Origin of the sequence: Baaleninema simplex PCC 7105, from assembly GCF_000332355.1 — a bacterium.
Classification (GTDB): Bacteria; Cyanobacteriota; Cyanobacteriia; order Cyanobacteriales; family Geitlerinemataceae; genus Baaleninema; species Baaleninema simplex.
The window spans coordinates 1162357-1179767 of record NZ_KB235958.1; the positions used below are offsets into that span (position 1 = coordinate 1162357).

Genomic DNA, 17411 nt, shown 5'->3' on the forward strand with positions numbered 1-17411 from the left:
CCGACTAATTTCATCCCCTTCTCGTGCTACTTGGCGTACTACAAGTTGAAGTGCGGAATGTGGGCAATAAGATTCTCCGAGAAGCGATCGAGAAACGGACGGTCTTTGCGATATGATGAGAGGCACTACCGTCCCCGATCTAAAAGGGTTCGGCAACTCGAGCGCCATCGAGCTGACGGGTCTTCAGGCACAGACCGTCGCCCCCTATCCGTCAGTCGCGGCGTAGAGAATCTCGATCCCCTCTTCAGGTCGCGATCGGATTTTTCGACAGAGATCGTTGAAACTCCTCAAATTCCCGAGCGTGTTTTGGGAGTGAGCCGTACCTTGAAAACTCAGCGTTCGGCGGGTTCCATACGGAAAAGCTTGTGTGGGTAAAACGTTGAACAAGAATAGCGACGCATTCCCCCACATAGGAACAGGTGGGGGTTAAGGAGCGGCAAGTGGTAAAATGACCTCATCTTGAGGGGTACGGTAAAGGGCGGACCAGATTCCGAAATACCTGGAGACACGACTTCTCAACGAAAGGTAGAACACCCTGTAAATCCTCTGTAGTCGGTTCATCTACGTCAGACTCTAGGTCAACACTCCGGACAGTTTTTGACTGACAACGAGAGAATGCGGGTTTCAGCCATCTCTTAAGACCGTTCATCTAACGAGAGAATGCAGGTTTCAGCGCTTGCCTAGAAAAATGTCCGGACTATTGCTAGGTAAAAGTTGCTCAAATCCCAGCCCCATAGCGGAAACGACTTGGGGGAACTGACGGGCTAAAGTTCCCGTGGTTCGGTGAGAATGCCACCTGTCGCGAGGGTTAACACCTTGTAATCAGACACCATCACTTCGCGCCAGCAAGTGATGGAGCATTCATGCCTCAAGGCGAGTGCGTTCGGACTGTGGTGTTCGTCAGAAACCCGTTTGGCCGCTTGCTTTCCCCGAGAACTGAGTGTCTAATGCAGTTCTCAAGGTACGTCGGGACTCGGCGAAACCGGGGGCCGAGCGCCCCCAACGTCTGTGGAGAGCCGCACGCGATCCCCAAAGCGATCGGGATGCTCGATCGCCGTCGCTGCACTCGCTGAAGCAGAAACCTTATCGAGCCGGTGGGATTTTTCTGCCAGTTCGCTCGAGAAGGACGTCCATCCAGGTTATCCCAATCCCCAGGGCAAGGCTTGCCCGATCGCACGCAGGCATCCGACGGACTGTCGGCGGCCGGTAAGTGTGGTAAGTTCCTTGAGGGACTCGGCGTTTTCTCGGCCATCGACCTCGCACCACGGCGGGCGATCGATGCCGAACGAAACTGTCGCCCCCCCTGAGTTGGGCAAGTTAAAAAACCGAAATCAAACGAGTCAAGCCAAGGGTTGCGCCCGTCACGGAGCGCGGGCGAAAAGCTGTTAGGAGGTAAAAAGGTGATTAGAGTCGCAATTAACGGTTTTGGACGTATCGGACGCAACTTTCTGCGTTGCTGGTTGACCAGAGAAAACAGCCAATTAGAAGTTGTCGGTGTCAACGATACGTCCGATCCGAAAACCAACGCCCACTTGCTCAAGTACGACTCGATGCTGGGTAAGTTGGACGCTGAAGTCAGTGCCGATAGTAATTCCATCACCGTTAACGGAAAAACGATCAAATGCGTTAGCGATCGCAACCCCCTAAACCTGCCCTGGAAAGAGTGGGGAGTCGATCTCGTGGTGGAATCGACTGGGGTGTTCGTCACTGAAGAAGGTGCCTCGAAACACCTGCAAGCCGGTGCGAAAAAAGTGTTGATCACGGCACCGGGGAAAGGGGGCAGCATCGGAACCTACGTGATGGGTGTCAACCACCAAACCTACAAGCACGAAGATTACAAGGTCGTCAGTAACGCCAGTTGCACGACCAACTGTCTGGCCCCAGTGGTGAAAGTGCTACACGATAACTTCGGCATTATCAAAGGCACGATGACCACCACCCACAGCTACACGGGCGACCAACGCTTGCTCGATGCGAGTCACCGGGACGTTCGCCGCGCTCGGGCAGCTGCGCTTAACATCGTTCCGACGTCTACGGGTGCAGCGAAAGCAGTGGCGTTGGTGATTCCCGAGATGAAAGGCAAACTCAACGGTATTGCTTTGCGCGTTCCGACTCCTAACGTTTCGGTCGTAGACTTTGTGGCTCAAGTGGAGAAGAAAACGTTCACCGAGCAGTTGAACGAAGTGCTGCACGAAGCCGCCAACGGCTCGATGAAAGGGATCTTGGGTTACAGCGACGAACCCCTCGTCTCCTGCGACTATCGCGGTACGAACGAATCGTCGATTGTCGATGCGAGTTTGACGCTGGTGATGGACGGCGATTTGATTAAGGTGGTCGCGTGGTACGACAACGAATGGGGTTACAGCCAGCGCGTGGTGGACTTGGCCGAACTGACGGCTGAAAAATGGGCTGAATAGTTCGGGTTTCGTAGCGAGCTTTTTTCGAGTTCGACAACGTGAGTATCGGCCGACAGGTTTTCAGAGGATCTGTCGGCCGATGTTTTGGTGTGGGAGTGGAGACGCCGAACGATTGACATCCTCTCCCAGCAACCCGTTCCGGGTATGCAGGGAGATTCCTTGGGTCGCCCCAAAGATTTCCTGCTTCAACAGGTGCCAGCTAGACTGAGTAACCTCAGTCCCCGCCGCATCCCCTCCACAGGCAGTTTCGATTCCCCGTTGCCCACGGGTACAGATAACTTGTCCACTCGCCACATCACGGGGTTTAATTGACCCGCAGTTGTGGCAGTGATGAATCCTGGTTGAGAGGTCTTTGCGAACCTCCACTCCACAATCCGGACACTCCTGAGAAGTGCCACGGGCATCAACTTTGCCGTAAAAGACATCGCGCTTCCAGCACACCCAGGGAAGGATCTGATTCACAAATTGTCCCAATCCAGCATCTAGGGTGTGCTTGCCCAACATTCCTATCCCCCCTTCGCCCCCCTTTGAAAGGGGGGTTGGGGGGATGAGATCTTCGACAAAAATCATCCCTGCGCCGTCGCAGAGGTGATGAGCCAACTTGAAATGCCAGTCTTTTCGCGTATCGGCAATCCGTTGATGGACTCTCGCAATCTTCTTCTGGAGTTTCAGCCAGTTAGCTGACCCCTTCTGCTTTTTCTTCAATCGACGTTGCAGCGATTTCAGCTTGCGGTGCAGATTGTTGAAAAAGCGAGGTCGCTTGACCTGTTCCCCATCAGACGTTGAAAGAAAGTACTCCAGTCCAACGTCAATCCCTACCGGATGTCCGTGAGGGGCTACAGCAGGAATATCGACGTCAGCCTGAAGGCTAAGCACGACAAAGTACCCGGATGCCTTGCGAACAATTCGAGCTTGCTTAACCTGGAATAAATCAGGAATTTTCCGCGACCACCGAACCCGAACCCATCCCAACTGAGGCAACTTAATCCCTTTGTCAGACACACAGTTTTTGAGTCCTCGACTCCGCTCGGACTCAACGCTGAGCGGAGTCGAAGCGTTGAGCATCTGGGGGAAGACAAAGCTTCGCATCCGGTTGGGTTTTTTGAACCGTGGAAGACCCGAACGCTTTAACCGCCACGACTCCCAGGAGGCTTCCAGTTTTCGGATGACTTGTTGAAGAACCTGAGCGTTGACAGTCTTCAATCGGGGGTATTCAGCTTTGGCCGCAGTTAGGGACTTGCACTGCCGCGCATAGCTGGGAAATGGTGCATCCGCAGGCAAGATGTATTCCTGCACGATGGAACACGCATTCACGGGCGACTTTCGGGAATTTAGCCAATCCTTACGTTCCCGCAGAGCAAAATTCCAGACATTGCGGCACACATCCAAAATGTGTTCGATGTCTAAAACCTGCTCCGCCGTTGGCTCTAGCTTGAATTCCCACGTCATGTTTAGCATGAAACTATCTTAGCTTAGAAATAAATATTTGTTTCCTAGGCTTAAGCGAACTACTCCCTCCCGTCGCTTCACCACCCCCCAAGCCCTCGGCTATGGGCGGAGCACTGCGACGGATCTTGGTAGGGGGCGAAATGCTTCACCCCCATTTCGGTAAATCGAAACTGTTGGTCCTTGGGTCTTCAGCGTCCCGTTCTATCAGCATGACTAACAGCAGGCGTTCGCCGTAATCGATCGCTCCCCGCAACTCTTCTTGTAAAATTTCCAAGCCGCCGTTGGCGTAAGCTTCAAATAACGCCACCCGAGCGGCGATCGCGTTAGTGTCTGTCGGGGACAACAGCGTCGGATTGCCCGTCTCCACCGCAGCCAACAGGTTGAACAGGCGATCGTACCCTCGCGATACGAAGACCTCCAAGGCAATCGGCGCGGGTTCTCGGTTCGACACCTCCCGAACGGGCGATTTCTGCTGTCGCTTCATTCCCAAGGCTGCCGCAAACGCCAGCAAATCGGCATAGGTTTGGAAGATCGCTTCTCCCGTGGCTTCGGCGGCGACCGATCTCCGAACGAATTCAGACTTGTCCTTGGCGACGCGAACGCGATGCACCATAGTCCTATTTTCTCCTTTGGCTCTCACAAATTTGAGGGGATGAGGTCGTAAGAATTTCCCCTCGTCCCCCCTGCTCTTTACCGACGATCGCTCGGTGGTATGTCCTCAATGGCGATGGTCATCTCCATCGCTTCTCTCGCCACAGGAGCGGCGGCCGTACCACCGCTTCCGCGACTCGGTTCGTCCAAGGCAACGAAGACCACATAGCGGGGATCGTCGGTGGGGAATACTGCGACGAAGCTGGCCACGACCGCCGACTCTGAATAGCCCCCTCCATCTTGACGGCTTTTTTGAGCCGTTCCCGTTTTTCCAGAAATGCGATAACCGGGAATTTTCGCGTTCTGACCGGTTCCCGACTCGATCGCTTCTTCCATCATGGCTAAGACCGATCGCACGGTTTCGGAGGAAAAGATACGTTGGGGGTCTGTTTGCCAAGCGACTTTCTGGAGTTTGCCTCGGGGGTCGCTCAATCCCCGAACGACGTGAGGCGTGACAAGATAGCCCTGGTTGGCCAGAGCGCCGTATAACTTCACCAACTGAATCGGTGTAATGGCAAATCCTTGTCCGAAGGAGGTCGTGGCGGCTTCGACTGGCGAGGCGACGAACTGCTCTCGGGATTTGAGCTGACCGGAGGCTTCAAAGGGCAAATCGATTTCCGTCGGTCGTCCGAGTTCGATGCGTTCGAGCCAGTCGTAATAGTCCGAGGCGTCCATCTGCTGGACGATGCGAACCATCCCGACGTTACTCGAATCCCGCAAAATCTCCGTCACGCTCACCTGGCCGCGTCCGCCAGCACTTTCGTAATCGTAGTTGGCGATTTCCCAGCCATCGATGAAAATTTGCCCTGGGTCGTAAAAGGTATCGGTCGGGCGAATGGCTCCCGCTTCGAGCGCGATCGCCACGTTAATAGGCTTGAAGGTCGATCCCGGCTCGTATAAATCGCTCAACGCCCAATTTTTAAAGCGTTCGACCGGTGTTTCGTAGTATCGATTGGGGTTGTAGGACGGCTCGGACACCAAACACAGCAGCGAGCCGTCTCGGGCGTCCATGATGATGACCGTTCCCTGTTTGGCCTCGAACTGCTCCATTTGGGCGATTAACGCTTGACGGACAGACCGTTGCAGGCGCGAGTCCAGGGTTAGCTGTAATTCCAAGTCATCGAGTCGAACGAACGGTGGGGCGCTGCGATCGAGAATGCCGTTTTCTCCGTCGGTGTCGCCGACGACCTCGGCCTGACGGCGCAAGCGGTCTTGTTGGCTGTATTCGATGCCCGCCTGGCCGTCTCCGTCGAAGTTGACGTATCCGACGACTGCTGCGGCCAGTTCGTTCTGAGGATACAAGCGGGCGGCGTGTCGTACCAGTTCCAAGCCGTCGAATCCCAGGCGAGACACGCGCTCGGCAGAGGTTTCTGAGAGAAAGTCCGTCACGCGTACGCCACTGTTGGCACTGGCGAGAACTGCTTCGAGGTCGAGCGGCGATCGCCCCAATACTGGCGAGAGCGATCGCGCCATCTCCGACAACGCGACGTCGAAGAGTTGGGGATGGGCGTAGAGAGTGTATACCGGGCGATCGATGGCTAAGGCAACTCCCTGGCGATCGACGATCGTACGCCGAGGGACGAAGTCAGCTAGCAGTCGCTGTTGTTGCTGTCCGGCGAGAGTTTGCAGGGTCGAGGCTCGAAACAGTTGTAAGCCGAGTAGGTTGAGGGTCAATCCCGCACCGGCGGCCACGAGCAACGCCCAAACGATAGTCACTCGTCGGTGAGACGGCGTCGCCACTGCGTCGCGAACGATCGGGAATTCAAACCAACGACGCCCCCAGGGTCTTCTTGGCCGGGAAGCCGAACGCGCTGACCTTTGGGGAGGAGGGGAAACGCGCGACCGTTCGGCCGGTCGGCGAGATTTGATGCGGGACGATTTCGATCGGCGATCGCTCATCGACAAGATTCCTCAGTCAAACGCTTTCAACTCTTTCACTCTTGCCTCCGCACTCCATCTAAAATGCGGGCTAAAATGCGGGAAGGGGACTCCCGTTATATCCGACAGGATTAGCGGGAGGGGAATTCCCGCCAACAAACGAACTGCCCGACAGGGCATCCTTATTTCGAGAATCTGTATTCATAGCCGTCTGATTGATGAACAGTCGTCAGATATTTCGGATGAACATCAAAAGGTTTAACCCCAGCGTTCAGTCGAAAGGAAGGGCGAAACCGAATAGCAATCCGCCCCGTGTAATTTCCGGCGAATTTTCCTTGAGGAATTGTCGCCTTGACTATATCGCCGGTTTGGAAACCTTGAAAAGATTTGGCTTTCGGGGCAACAGCCCTCGGAAAACCGTATCGATCGGAACGACATCGTTGCCGAACTCCGTGACCTTTGGCTGCAACGAGTAAAGGTTTCTCGACCGCGACATCTAATCGATCGGGAGTCGATTTCCCGACGCAAGCAGCATCGAGCCAGTGAGTTTTCGGCAACCCCAATCGGGTACGGTTGAACTTGGTTAAACCCCCCGTTCCCACTTCGATGGGCAATCCAGTTTCTTTCAACTGTTGGTACAGCTTCCAGCGAGTTGCGTTGACTGCTGCCGCATCTTTTAACGGCGCTTTTGCTTGTTTCAAAATACGGTTGAGAACGGTCGGTTTGCCCGATAGAAACTCGCGAATATCTCGGTTTCCCTTAGCTTGGTTGCAAGTATGACAAGCCAAAGCGAGGTTAGAAACTCGGTTGCTCCCTCCCTGGGATTTGGGATGAATATGTTCGACCTCTAATGGTAGGTCTTCCGCACCGCAATAGATGCACTTCCGACCCCACTTTTGCAACACGTACTCGCGCACTTCATAGCCCAACAATTCGCCCTGCTGATACTCAATACCACTCACTTCGGGGGTTTTGGAGTTTTTGGGTATCGAACCGCACGAGTTCTTGAGAAATCGAGACGATCGGACAAAGTTTTCGCAAACGGTTCACCCAGGTCATCGTAGTTTCGACCCGATGGTTGAGTCCTCGACTCCGCTCGGACTCAACGCTGAGCGGAGCCGAAGCGTTGAGAGACGGTGGAAGCCAACCCTTCGGACGAGTACGATTAAGAAAGCGAGGCTTTCGGTAACGAGTTTTTCGATGGCGTCGGGAGCGTCGTAAAGCGCGACGCTTCTCTAAGTCGTTCTTAATTTGCTGTCCGCGATAGCTGAGTTCGGACGCCCAAATGATTCGGTTTTCGGACAGGATAGCCAACCCAGTTGTTTGCGAGCCGGGATCGATTTTGAGTTGAGTTTCCGGAACGACACAATCTTTGGCTTCGATCTCGTGCAAGATAAGGGTAAATGGATAGCGACGAAACACCGAAGCACGACCGGATTTCAGGAGCCGCCGCGCCTTGGCTGGATGGCATGGTGCTAGGGGTTTTTGTCTTTGTCTAGAACGAAAACGTGCATAATACACAACTCCCAAAAGGGGTAACGTTTGCCTCGCCAAGGTTACGTCTCGGTACTCTCTGAAAAGCACTGCCTTAACCCGTTTTAAGCTGTTTAACTTTTCAGTTCTAGAGCGACAAGCTGGCAACGTACTCGTCGGTAGGAACTTAAGCTCTCGGACGTAACGTAGTCTTCGGAAGACTTAGGCTGGTCAACTTGTGGGCTTTTTCAAGCCCCCGTCATAGCCAACAGGCTTGACGGCGGGTTGTTGACTAATACGCGCTGGGAAAGGGGACAGACGGCTCGGCCAGGGGTGGGGGAACCGCAACGGGAGGGCGCGGAGACGCCGGTTCGATGTAAACTGCCCGATCGCGGATCGAAGTGTCGAGTCCCGTGTTTTCTTCGGCAGTCAGTTCCGAGACGTGCTGTCGCAAGGCTTCAGTTGCGACGGTCAGTTGGCGTTCGTTCTCCCGCAGGCGCTCGAGATCGCTGGCCGCTCGATTCCAGTGATGTTGGGTGTAAACCGTGCTGCCGTAGAGGGCTAGGGTCGTTACCGCAAGGGTCGCACTGAGAGCTGCTGTAACGCGCCGTACTCGCCCCAAATTCTGTATTTTTTCGGAGACGGCGGGGAGGGGCGGTTTTAGGGGAACGACTCGGGTTGCACTCGACCGACGACGGCGCGATCGCTGAAATCGACCGGCGGCATCGAGCGGAGCGACCCGAGACGACCGGACAGACGGACGCTCGGACACTACAGACGCAGAACGAAGTGCGTAAGTCATAAACACCACCAAGACGAGAGAAAATAAAGTTAAAGCCGGCGATCTCAACAGAATCTCCGTTGAATCGACGGGTTTTCAGCGACGTTTCGGACTCGATCGAAGTCTTCACCATCCTAGCACTGTGATTTCCGCTTCCTGCAAGGAACGAGACCCCTTTGCGGAATTGAGCCGTTAGATACTGTGTTAAATTTTTGAATTAAGTTTTTGAGTTAACTTTAGGTTAAATTACAAGATCGCGATAGTATTCGCGATCTCGCGGTTTTACGTAAACCATCTCACTTGTGTTTCACCGACAGAGGTATCACCATGAAATTCAAAGCATTCAGCACGGCTATTCTTCTCGGTATGACGTTGACCCTCGGCGCTTGTGCGACTGGCGGCGACACCACGGCACCGGAGGCGCCCGAGGACGCCACGGAAACCCCTGCTGAAGAGGGTATGACCGAAGAGGCTCCCGCTGAAGAGGGTATGACCGAAGAGGCTCCCGCTGAAGAGGGTATGACCGAAGAGGCTCCCGCTGAAGAGGGTATGACTGAAGAAGCTCCCGCTGAAGAGGGTATGACTGAAGAAGCTCCCGCTGAAGAGGGAACGACTGAAGAAGCTCCGGCCGGCGAATAAGCCTCGATTTGACTCACCTCGATAGTTGGTTGGCGCATCTGTTGCGTTTGGGATAGCAACCGACGCAACAGGCGTCTGAGACGCGATCGCGTCTTCGTTCGCTCCTAACACTTTTCTCACTCTCCGGTTTGGGAATGCAGTTACTGCAATTCAGCACCTCTCACTACTGCCGTAAAATCCGTCTGGCGTTAGGTTACAAACGCCTCGACTACGATGTGGACAACTTAACCCCCGGCGCTCACACGTTAAAGCTCAAGCCGCTGACGGGGTTAACGACGGTTCCCACGTTACTCCCTCAGCATCCTGACGCCCCGGAGGCCATCGGTGACTCGACGCAAATCTTAAAGTTTTTGGAAATTCGCTATCCCGATCCGCCGTTGACGTTCGGCGACGAGGCGCTCGATCGCCAAGCTTGGATGTTAGAAGATTGGTTCGACGAGAGCATCGGCACGGCGACGCGCTTTGTTTACTACGATTTTCGGGCGGGGGAGGGAAAATCGATCAATTCGTCCTGGTTCAGTCAACTGCTGGTGCGCGTGGTGCGGTTTCAGTATTCCATTACTCCGGCTGCGGTGGAACTCGCCCGCGATCGCCTGAATTTAGCGTTGTCTTATCTCGAAAGTCGATCGAAAGAGCGTCCGTATCTCGTCGGCGATCGCCTCAGTGTCGCCGATCTGGCCGCCGCTGGATTACTCAGTCCCCTCGCGTTGATTCCTCACTACCGACGCAATTACCCCTGGCTGTTCGAGCGTTTGGTGGCAGTTCACCAGCAATGCGACGAACCGCTTCCCCCCGGACTCGAAGAAACCGGCTCGATCGAAAAAGCTTGAATCGAAAATGTCGAATCGACGGTGAAATCCAGTAGACTGGCGACGAAGCCGATACAGACCGACCTCGATCTCTTCAACATCTTCTTTCGATCGGGTTGCATAGCATAAATATTGCATTTTGTCAACAGAGCAGTCGATCGAAAGTGGCAATCGAATCCGAGAGAGCGTTGACGGTTTCAACCGTTGCGACCTACCAAGCCATCGATGAAGCAGCTAACCGTTTGTTGGGCAATGTCGATCGCTCCAGCGATCCTATCGTGGAGTGCGATCGCCCGCGCTCTGCCACCTCCCGACGATCCCCCCGAAGAAATCCTACGCACCGAAATCGTACTCGAAGCGCGATCGCCCATCGATGGAGAACCGCTGACGCCTGCCGAGTACGCCCGACTGCAAGCCGAACTCCAGCAGCCCAACGATCCGCCACAGCTAAGTTCGGACGTGCGATACAACATCTTTCTGCTGCGACTGCTGAAGCTGATCCGCACCGTGACCCCATTTTGAACGTTTACGATACCGCGATCGCGCGATCGCGGTAAAACGTAAAGATTTGTTGCAAGATGCGCTATCTTAAATCCTGAATCGTTAGCTCCGAACTGTAAAGATTCCAGGTATAGTTTCCCGCAGGGGCATCGGCGTCGATTTTCCTCAAATTTCCCAAAACAGCGGCGTCAACCGGAGCCTTCATAACAAAAAACGACAAAATCGCGTAAAAAAATACAGACGAGACATTACACGGGTAGCTTCATGTCTATAACCATCGCCACCGAGCAAATCGATCGCATCGTTCACAACAGCCACCAAGATCCCTTTTCCGTTCTCGGCCCTCACCCCGTCGAGCGAAACGGTAAATCCGTATGGGTGGTTCGAGCGTACCTTCCCGACGTCGAAGCCGCTTGGGTCGTGCTTCCCGAAGAACGCGAAAGCTATCTCATGCAGTCAGTTCACCACCCCCACTTCTTCGAGTGTCAACTCGATCGCGTTGTAGACAAACAAGACCCCGACCCCTTCCCCTTCAACTACCAACTTCGTCTCAAACAAGGCGGTCACGAACGCGTCATTTACGACCCCTACGCCTTCCGCTCCCACAAACTCACCGATTTCGACATTCACCTGTTCGCCGAAGGCAACCACCACCGCATCTACGAAAAACTCGGCGCTCACCCCATCCAACAAAACGGCATCAAAGGCGTCTACTTCGCCGTCTGGGCCCCCAACGCCCGCAACGTCTCCATCCTGGGGAACTTCAACCACTGGGACGGTCGCAAACACCAAATGGCCAAACGCGGAAACGGCGTGTGGGAACTCTTCATTCCCGAAATCGGCGTCGGCGAACACTACAAATACGAAATCAAAAACTTCGACGGCCACATCTACGAAAAATCCGATCCCTACGGCTTCCAACAAGAAGTCCGTCCCAAAACCGCCTCCATCGTCGCCGACGTAGACAGCTACACCTGGAACGATGGCCAATGGATGGAACATCGGCGCAACACCGACCCCATGACGTCCCCGGTCTCGATCTACGAAGTCCATTTGGGATCTTGGCTCAACGCGTCTTACGACGAACCGGGAACCGACTACCTGGGCAACCCCCTGCCTCCCGTTCCCGTCGCCGACCTCAAACCCGGAGCGCGGTTTTTAACCTATAAAGAACTAGCAGACCGTCTGATTCCCTACGTCAAAGACCTCGGCTTTACCCACATCGAACTGCTACCTATTGCCGAACACCCCTTCGATGGCTCTTGGGGCTACCAAGTCACGGGATACTACGCCGCCACCTCCCGCTACGGTAACCCGGAAGACTTCATGTACTTCGTAGACCAGTGCCACCAAAACGGCATTGGTGTCGTTGTAGATTGGGTTCCCGGTCACTTCCCCAAAGACGGCCACGGTTTGGCCTTCTTCGACGGAACCCACCTGTACGAACACGCCGATCCCCGTCAAGGAGAACATAAAGCCTGGGGAACCCTGGTGTTCAACTACGGCCGCAACGAAGTACGGAACTTCCTAGTGGCGAACGCCCTGTTTTGGTTCGACAAATACCACATCGATGGCATTCGCGTCGATGCCGTGGCTTCGATGTTGTATCTGAACTACGATCGCGAAGACGGCGAGTGGATTGCCAACAAATACGGCGGTTGCGAGAACGTCGAAGCGGCGGACTTCCTGCGTCAAGTCAACCATCTGCTGTTCAGCTACTATCCTGGTGTTCTCTCCATCGCCGAAGAGTCTACCGCCTGGCCGATGGTGTCTTGGCCCACCTACGTCGGCGGGTTAGGCTTCAACCTCAAATGGAACATGGGGTGGATGCACGATATGCTAGACTACTTCGGCATGGACCCCTGGTTCCGCCAGTTCCACCAAAACAACGTCACCTTCAGCATTTGGTATCACCACAGCGAAAACTACGTTTTGGCGTTGTCTCACGACGAAATCGTCCACGGCAAGAGTAATATGCTCGGGAAAGTGCCGGGGGACGAATGGCAGAAATTCGCCAACTTGCGCTGTTTGTACGGCTATATGTTCGCCCACCCCGGCAAAAAGACGCTGTTTATGAGTATGGAGTACGGGCAGTGGAGCGAGTGGAACGTTTGGGGCGATCTCGATTGGGATCTGTTGCAGTACGAACCCCACAAACAACTGAAAGCCTTTGTCAGCCAACTCAACGCTCTATACAAGCGGGAACCGGCTTTACACAGTCAGGATTTCGAGGAACCGGGGTTTGAGTGGATCGACTGCAACGACAACCGCCACAGCGTCGTTTCGTTTATTCGTCGCGATAAGTTCTCTGAGGAGTTTATCGTGACGGTGTGCAACTTCACGCCGCAACCTCACAGCCACTATCGCGTCGGAGTTCCCGAAGCTGGGTTTTATATGGAGTTGTTTAACAGCGATGCTGGCGAGTTTGGCGGCAGTAATATGGGGAATTTGGGCGGAAAATGGACGGACGAGTGGGCGTTCCACACTCGTCCGTACTCCCTGGATTTGTGTTTACCCCCGATGTCGGTGTTGATGTTCAAGCTCGATCGCTCTCAAAATACTCAAACGGTAGACGCGACGGAGATGGAATAATCGATCGGTTTTGGTGAAGATCCTCGGAATCTTGGAGGGTCCGGGGATCTGGTTGTGGGCGATCGGGCTAGATTTTTAACGTCAGGATTCAGGATTTCGATTTTGTTCGAGTTCCTGCAAGCGAGTTTCTAATTCCCGAACTCGGGCTTCTGCGGTTTCCGCCCGTTGTCGTTCGGTTTCTGCTCGTTGTCGTTCGGTTTCTGCTCGCTGTCGTTCGGCTTCCACCTGTTTCGAGAGTTCCGTCGGCGTTAAAAACCGCTCGCCGTCGGGACGGTAAATCGTTAAGTTGTCGTCTTTGAGTTCAAAGCGAATACCGAGGCGGGGACTCGTCCAGTTTTCCGGGCGATCGATTACGTCGAGGGTTCCGTCTTCGCAGCGCAACCAACCGCTAAAATCGATGCGATTGGGGTCGAAGATATAATATTCTTCTACGCCGTAAGTCTCGTAAAACTTCAGCTTTTTCGCCATTTCCTTGAGGGTGTTTCCCGGCGAGAGGATTTCAAACACCACTTGCGGGGCGATATTTGCTTCTTCCCATTGTTTGTAGGAACCGCGATCGCCTTTGGGTCGTCCGAACGCCACCATAATATCGGGGGCTTGGCATAATTGGTTATTTCCTTCTTGGGGATACCACAGCAAATCACCCGCGACAAAGACATCGGAACGGTCATCAAAGAGAATTTCTAGGTTTTCTTTGATGGTAACAATCCAACGAAATTGTTTGGTATTGTCGGACATGGGTTTTCCGTCGCTGTCGGGGTAGATGACGGCTGATTTATCTTTTGCAATGGTCATAGCCGTTCGAGGAATGCAACAGGGATAAGGGTGCCTCTCACTTTTGTAAAAATATGAGTCTGGGTTAGGTTGGGTTGAGCGAAGCCGAAACCCAACAGCAGCTAAATTGAGGACTCAAGCTTGTATTTTATAAATTTACATTTTTGAGATACGCCCCAGCGATAAAACTATTATAGCTTGCATGAATTAGTTTGTATTTTTTGTAGATAAGTCGAGAGCGGTGATGCTACGATCGAACAACAGTCTACAACAATCGCTTAACGAGGATTGTTGTAGACTTTTTACGTTTGATTTTTGGATAATCTCTCAACCACTCTGATGGATGATTCAACGAAAAGGATACAAATACTAGAAAACGCCTAAATAATACTTTTTTGAGCGACAGGATTTTGATGTTGGATCTGAGCTTGACGCTCTCGATCTTAATGAAATTCTGCGGTATCTTGCTGAATCATTTCAATATTCAAGTCTGTTTGTATAGATTAGAAAAATACAAGTAATACTCTATCCTTTTTCGATAAGCTGGGTTTCAAGAAGTCTTCACCACAGAGGCACAGAGAACACAGAGAAGGGCTTGTCGCGTTCGGCAAAATCCTTGTTTGAAATTCGGATTCTGTATAAAGACTTTATTAATGTCTCTGTATATCTTATTTTGATTTTCTTTGTTTTGAAAATTATAGACTTTTAAAAAAGCATAGAACAAGACCGAAAAACTTTAAAAATTAACTGTTTTTACAATCTATTGCTGCTCTAAAAACAAGACATACAAAAAAATATTGGAATATCCTTGACTTAGCTAACTTCAGCAAATACGAATTCTTGAGGATGTGAAAATAGCCTTGCTATACCGTCATACAGTTTCGTTATACGGCGATCTTGACTGTAGAGTTAGTTTCCAAATTAAATAATTCTGCTATGGCGATCGCCAATCGGGTTAGAACAGTTCGCTTTGGCTGTGTGTTAGTTTTGCAACCCACATTCCGCACTTCAAATGTAGTGTATAAGTAGTATAAATTGAATCGGAAAGGAATTAGGTATTTCGACTCAGCCAACTGACCCCTTGACTTGAAATAACATTCAAGAGCCAACTGACTTGACAAAAATAGTAGGATATGCAGAATGACTTCCGGCAAGCTTTTCTGTCATCATCAAAAATGTAGCCATCAGAAAAAGGAAGAGACTCTGTCATCATCAAAAAATGTAGCCATCAGAAAAAGGAAGAGACTATGTCGGTAGAGGTCAAAAATTTAGACCACTTGGGGTTAGTGGCGGGAATCATTGACGAAATCGGAATTGTCGAAATCGTCAACGACTTACTCGGAAGAAAAAAAGACGGAAAAAGTTAGCGCGGGTCTCGTCGTTAAAGCCATGATTTTAAATGGCATGGGATTAGTGTCATCCCCTCTGGCTCTTCGGAGTTTAGGGTGACAGAAAAACTAACTTCACGAGATTTCAAGGGTTTTGGCTCTCGAATCTTCAATTTTTTGTATCATGCTATACATTTATAACCACAAACTCCGAAGACCCTCCCCTCTTTATATTTTTAAGAATTTCTTTGAAAGTAAGGCGGTAGAAAACCTACTGGGAGAAGGAATTAAAGCCGAGTATTTAAATGACGATCGACTGGGCAGGGTTCTCGATAAAATTTATCGATTTGGACTCAATCGAATTTTTGTGGCCATTGCCTTAGCCACGGTAAAAAAGTATGAATTAACGGTAAATTCCAACCATCTCGACTCAAGTTCGTTTCACGTTCATGGAGACTACCCTAACTCCGGGGAATCGGGAACGATTGAAATTACTTACGGATATTCAAGAGACCATCGCCCGGATTTAAAGCAATTTCTGATGAATTTAATCTGCACTGGAGATGGCGATGTGCCACTTTGGATGAAGATGGGTTCGGGAAACGACTCAGACTCAAAGCAATTTGGTCGATCGATGGTTGAGTTTAAAAAACATTTCAGTTTGAAAGTTTAACGGTGGCTGATAGTGCTTTTTACACCCAGGAAAATCTACAAATTGCCAAGGAAGTTAAATGGTTGAGTCGAGTTCCCGTGACGGTAAAAGCAGCGAAGAATTTAGTAGAATCGGTAGAGGAAAGCGAGTTAAAAGCGAGTCAACTTACGGGTTATCGTTTTCAAGAATCTCAACAAAACTATGCCGATGTTGAGCAAAGATGGTTATTAGTCGAAAGTACAAAAAAGGAAAGAATCAGATTTAAAAAAATTAGAGAAAAAAATCCAGAAAGATGGTGAGTCCGCCCAAAAGAAACTCCGAGAGTTAAGTGTTCGAGAATTTGCTTGTGCCGCTGATGCCGAAAAAGCAGCATTTCGCCTTTTAAGAAAGTCGAAGTATCACCAAATTACCGATTTAGAAATTACGGAAAATTCTGGGGTCTATCAAGTCAAAGCGAACGTCACAATTGATGAAGTTTCAGTCGAGATAAAAAAACGAAGTGCCGGACGATTTATCTTGGCGACGAATGTTTTAAACTCAGAAGAATTAACCGCTGATTCAATGCTCTCGAACTACAAAGAGCAACAGTCAGTCGAACGAGGTTTTGGCTTTCTGAAAGACCCGCTATTTTTAACGGATTAGCGTTTTTCTTAAATCTCCTCACCGGATTGAAGCTTTGGGATTCATTATGGGCTTATGCTTATTGGTTTACACTCTGGGACAACGACAAATTCGGAAAACTTTGAAGCGGCTAAAAACTGGCGTCAAAAATCAGTTAGGTCGTCTAACTGATCGACCAACTCTCCGATGGATATTTCAATGTTTTCAAGGGATTCATGTCTTCCGAACTCAGGGAGTTAAAAAATTTCTAATTTAACCTCTGAGCGCCTACATTTACTTGAATTTTTTCCAAAATCTTGTCAGGCTTATTATCTTCTAACTTGAAGATAGACTCGATTAATGCTCGTTAAAATTACATCTAATCTCCCTGATGGGGGGGGAATTCCCCAAACCAATTTTGAGCCCCTCTCAGGTGGGAACAGTTTAACTTGCCCATTCCTCAACCGATTTTTCTCTAAGATGTCATTTTTACCCGAATTTTTCTTTTTTCTCGGTCTTAATCCCTAACCAACTCCCGACTAATTTCATCCCCTTCTCGTGCTACTTGGCGTACTACAAGTTGAAGTGCGGAATGTGGGCTAAAAGTGGTCTGGTAAACTAGATTTTAAATAATTGATTTTTTATTCAATACAAGCCGACTCAACGCAACAACGTGCCGTTCGGTTCAGATGAGACGATCGAAAAATTTACTAAAACTTCAGATATGCTTTACAGTGTCTTTAAAAAGAGATGCGATCGTTAGAACCTATCAAACGAAAAGATACGCAACTTGTCTCAACTTAACAAAATAGCTTCCGTGTTTTTACTCAAGCGTACCCTCGAAAAAATACGGAGCGATCGCCGATC

14 protein-coding genes and 2 pseudogenes are annotated in these 17411 nt (G+C 51.2%); 9 read left to right on the forward strand and 7 right to left on the reverse strand.

The features are described from left to right. Positions 1-1163: 1163 nt before the first annotated feature. Both GEI7105_RS38300 and GEI7105_RS0107120 read left to right on the forward strand, forming a co-directional pair. Positions 1164-1307: a hypothetical protein gene (locus GEI7105_RS38300; protein ID WP_158413174.1), complete on the forward strand. Its 144-nt coding sequence runs from the start codon at positions 1164-1166 to the stop codon at positions 1305-1307. A 93-nt stretch (positions 1308-1400) separates the two neighbouring features. Continuing rightward, entirely contained in the window at positions 1401-2417 is a 1017-nt protein-coding gene (locus GEI7105_RS0107120; RefSeq protein ID WP_017659782.1) for a type I glyceraldehyde-3-phosphate dehydrogenase, read from the forward strand. A 60-nt stretch (positions 2418-2477) separates the two neighbouring features. On the opposite strand, the gene GEI7105_RS0107125 is transcribed toward GEI7105_RS0107120, so the two are convergent. The 5 genes and pseudogenes from GEI7105_RS0107125 to GEI7105_RS0107145 form a co-directional block, all read right to left on the reverse strand. Then, complete coding sequence (locus GEI7105_RS0107125) at positions 2478-3875, reverse strand: RNA-guided endonuclease InsQ/TnpB family protein (RefSeq protein WP_017659783.1); 1398 nt, start codon at positions 3873-3875, stop codon at positions 2478-2480. A 136-nt stretch (positions 3876-4011) separates the two neighbouring features. Continuing rightward, positions 4012-4479, reverse strand: a complete 468-nt coding sequence (locus GEI7105_RS0107130) for a DNA phosphorothioation-associated protein 4 (protein ID WP_017659784.1) — start codon at positions 4477-4479, stop codon at positions 4012-4014. Between the two features lie 77 nt (positions 4480-4556). After that, complete coding sequence (locus GEI7105_RS0107135) at positions 4557-6416, reverse strand: peptidoglycan D,D-transpeptidase FtsI family protein (protein ID WP_083862335.1); 1860 nt, start codon at positions 6414-6416, stop codon at positions 4557-4559. Between the two features lie 161 nt (positions 6417-6577). After that, positions 6578-7909: pseudogene (iscB, locus tag GEI7105_RS29500) on the reverse strand (RNA-guided endonuclease IscB). Positions 7910-8160: 251 nt separating this feature from the next. Beyond that, the gene (locus tag GEI7105_RS0107145) at positions 8161-8670 is read right to left on the reverse strand and encodes a hypothetical protein (RefSeq protein ID WP_144053702.1); all 510 of its coding nucleotides are present in this window, start codon (positions 8668-8670) and stop codon (positions 8161-8163) included. Positions 8671-8976: 306 nt separating this feature from the next. On the opposite strand from GEI7105_RS0107145, the gene GEI7105_RS0107150 reads away from it, so the two are divergent. From GEI7105_RS0107150 to GEI7105_RS0107160, 3 genes are all read left to right on the forward strand, one after another. Next, on the forward strand, positions 8977-9288 hold the full coding sequence (locus GEI7105_RS0107150) for a hypothetical protein (RefSeq protein WP_035492806.1): 312 nt from the start codon (positions 8977-8979) through the stop codon (positions 9286-9288). Between the two features lie 134 nt (positions 9289-9422). Further along, on the forward strand, positions 9423-10118 hold the full coding sequence (locus GEI7105_RS0107155) for a glutathione S-transferase family protein (protein ID WP_017659788.1): 696 nt from the start codon (positions 9423-9425) through the stop codon (positions 10116-10118). Between the two features lie 204 nt (positions 10119-10322). Next, positions 10323-10619: a hypothetical protein gene (locus GEI7105_RS0107160; RefSeq protein WP_026097486.1), complete on the forward strand. Its 297-nt coding sequence runs from the start codon at positions 10323-10325 to the stop codon at positions 10617-10619. Positions 10620-10680: 61 nt separating this feature from the next. Here the strand turns inward: GEI7105_RS0107160 and GEI7105_RS40405 are convergent, their stop codons facing one another. Further along, positions 10681-10803, reverse strand: coding sequence for a hypothetical protein (locus GEI7105_RS40405; RefSeq protein ID WP_281166978.1), 123 nt, complete (start codon positions 10801-10803; stop codon positions 10681-10683). Between the two features lie 59 nt (positions 10804-10862). On the opposite strand from GEI7105_RS40405, the gene glgB reads away from it, so the two are divergent. Continuing rightward, on the forward strand, positions 10863-13190 hold the full coding sequence (gene glgB, locus GEI7105_RS0107165; protein ID WP_017659790.1) for a 1,4-alpha-glucan branching enzyme: 2328 nt from the start codon (positions 10863-10865) through the stop codon (positions 13188-13190). Positions 13191-13271: 81 nt separating this feature from the next. Here glgB and GEI7105_RS0107170 read toward each other — a convergent pair whose 3' ends face one another. Next, positions 13272-13985: a Uma2 family endonuclease gene (locus GEI7105_RS0107170; RefSeq protein WP_017659791.1), complete on the reverse strand. Its 714-nt coding sequence runs from the start codon at positions 13983-13985 to the stop codon at positions 13272-13274. Between the two features lie 1226 nt (positions 13986-15211). Here GEI7105_RS0107170 and GEI7105_RS35880 point away from each other — a divergent pair. From GEI7105_RS35880 to GEI7105_RS35890, 3 genes and pseudogenes are all read left to right on the forward strand, one after another. Further along, positions 15212-15383: pseudogene (locus tag GEI7105_RS35880) on the forward strand (DUF4277 domain-containing protein); the annotation flags it as partial. 63 nt (positions 15384-15446) lie between these two features. Then, positions 15447-15965: an IS1634 family transposase gene (locus GEI7105_RS35885; RefSeq protein WP_144053703.1), complete on the forward strand. Its 519-nt coding sequence runs from the start codon at positions 15447-15449 to the stop codon at positions 15963-15965. A gap of 2 nt (positions 15966-15967) precedes the next feature. After that, positions 15968-16243, forward strand: coding sequence for a hypothetical protein (locus GEI7105_RS35890; protein WP_026097487.1), 276 nt, complete (start codon positions 15968-15970; stop codon positions 16241-16243). Positions 16244-17411: the final 1168 nt, after the last annotated feature.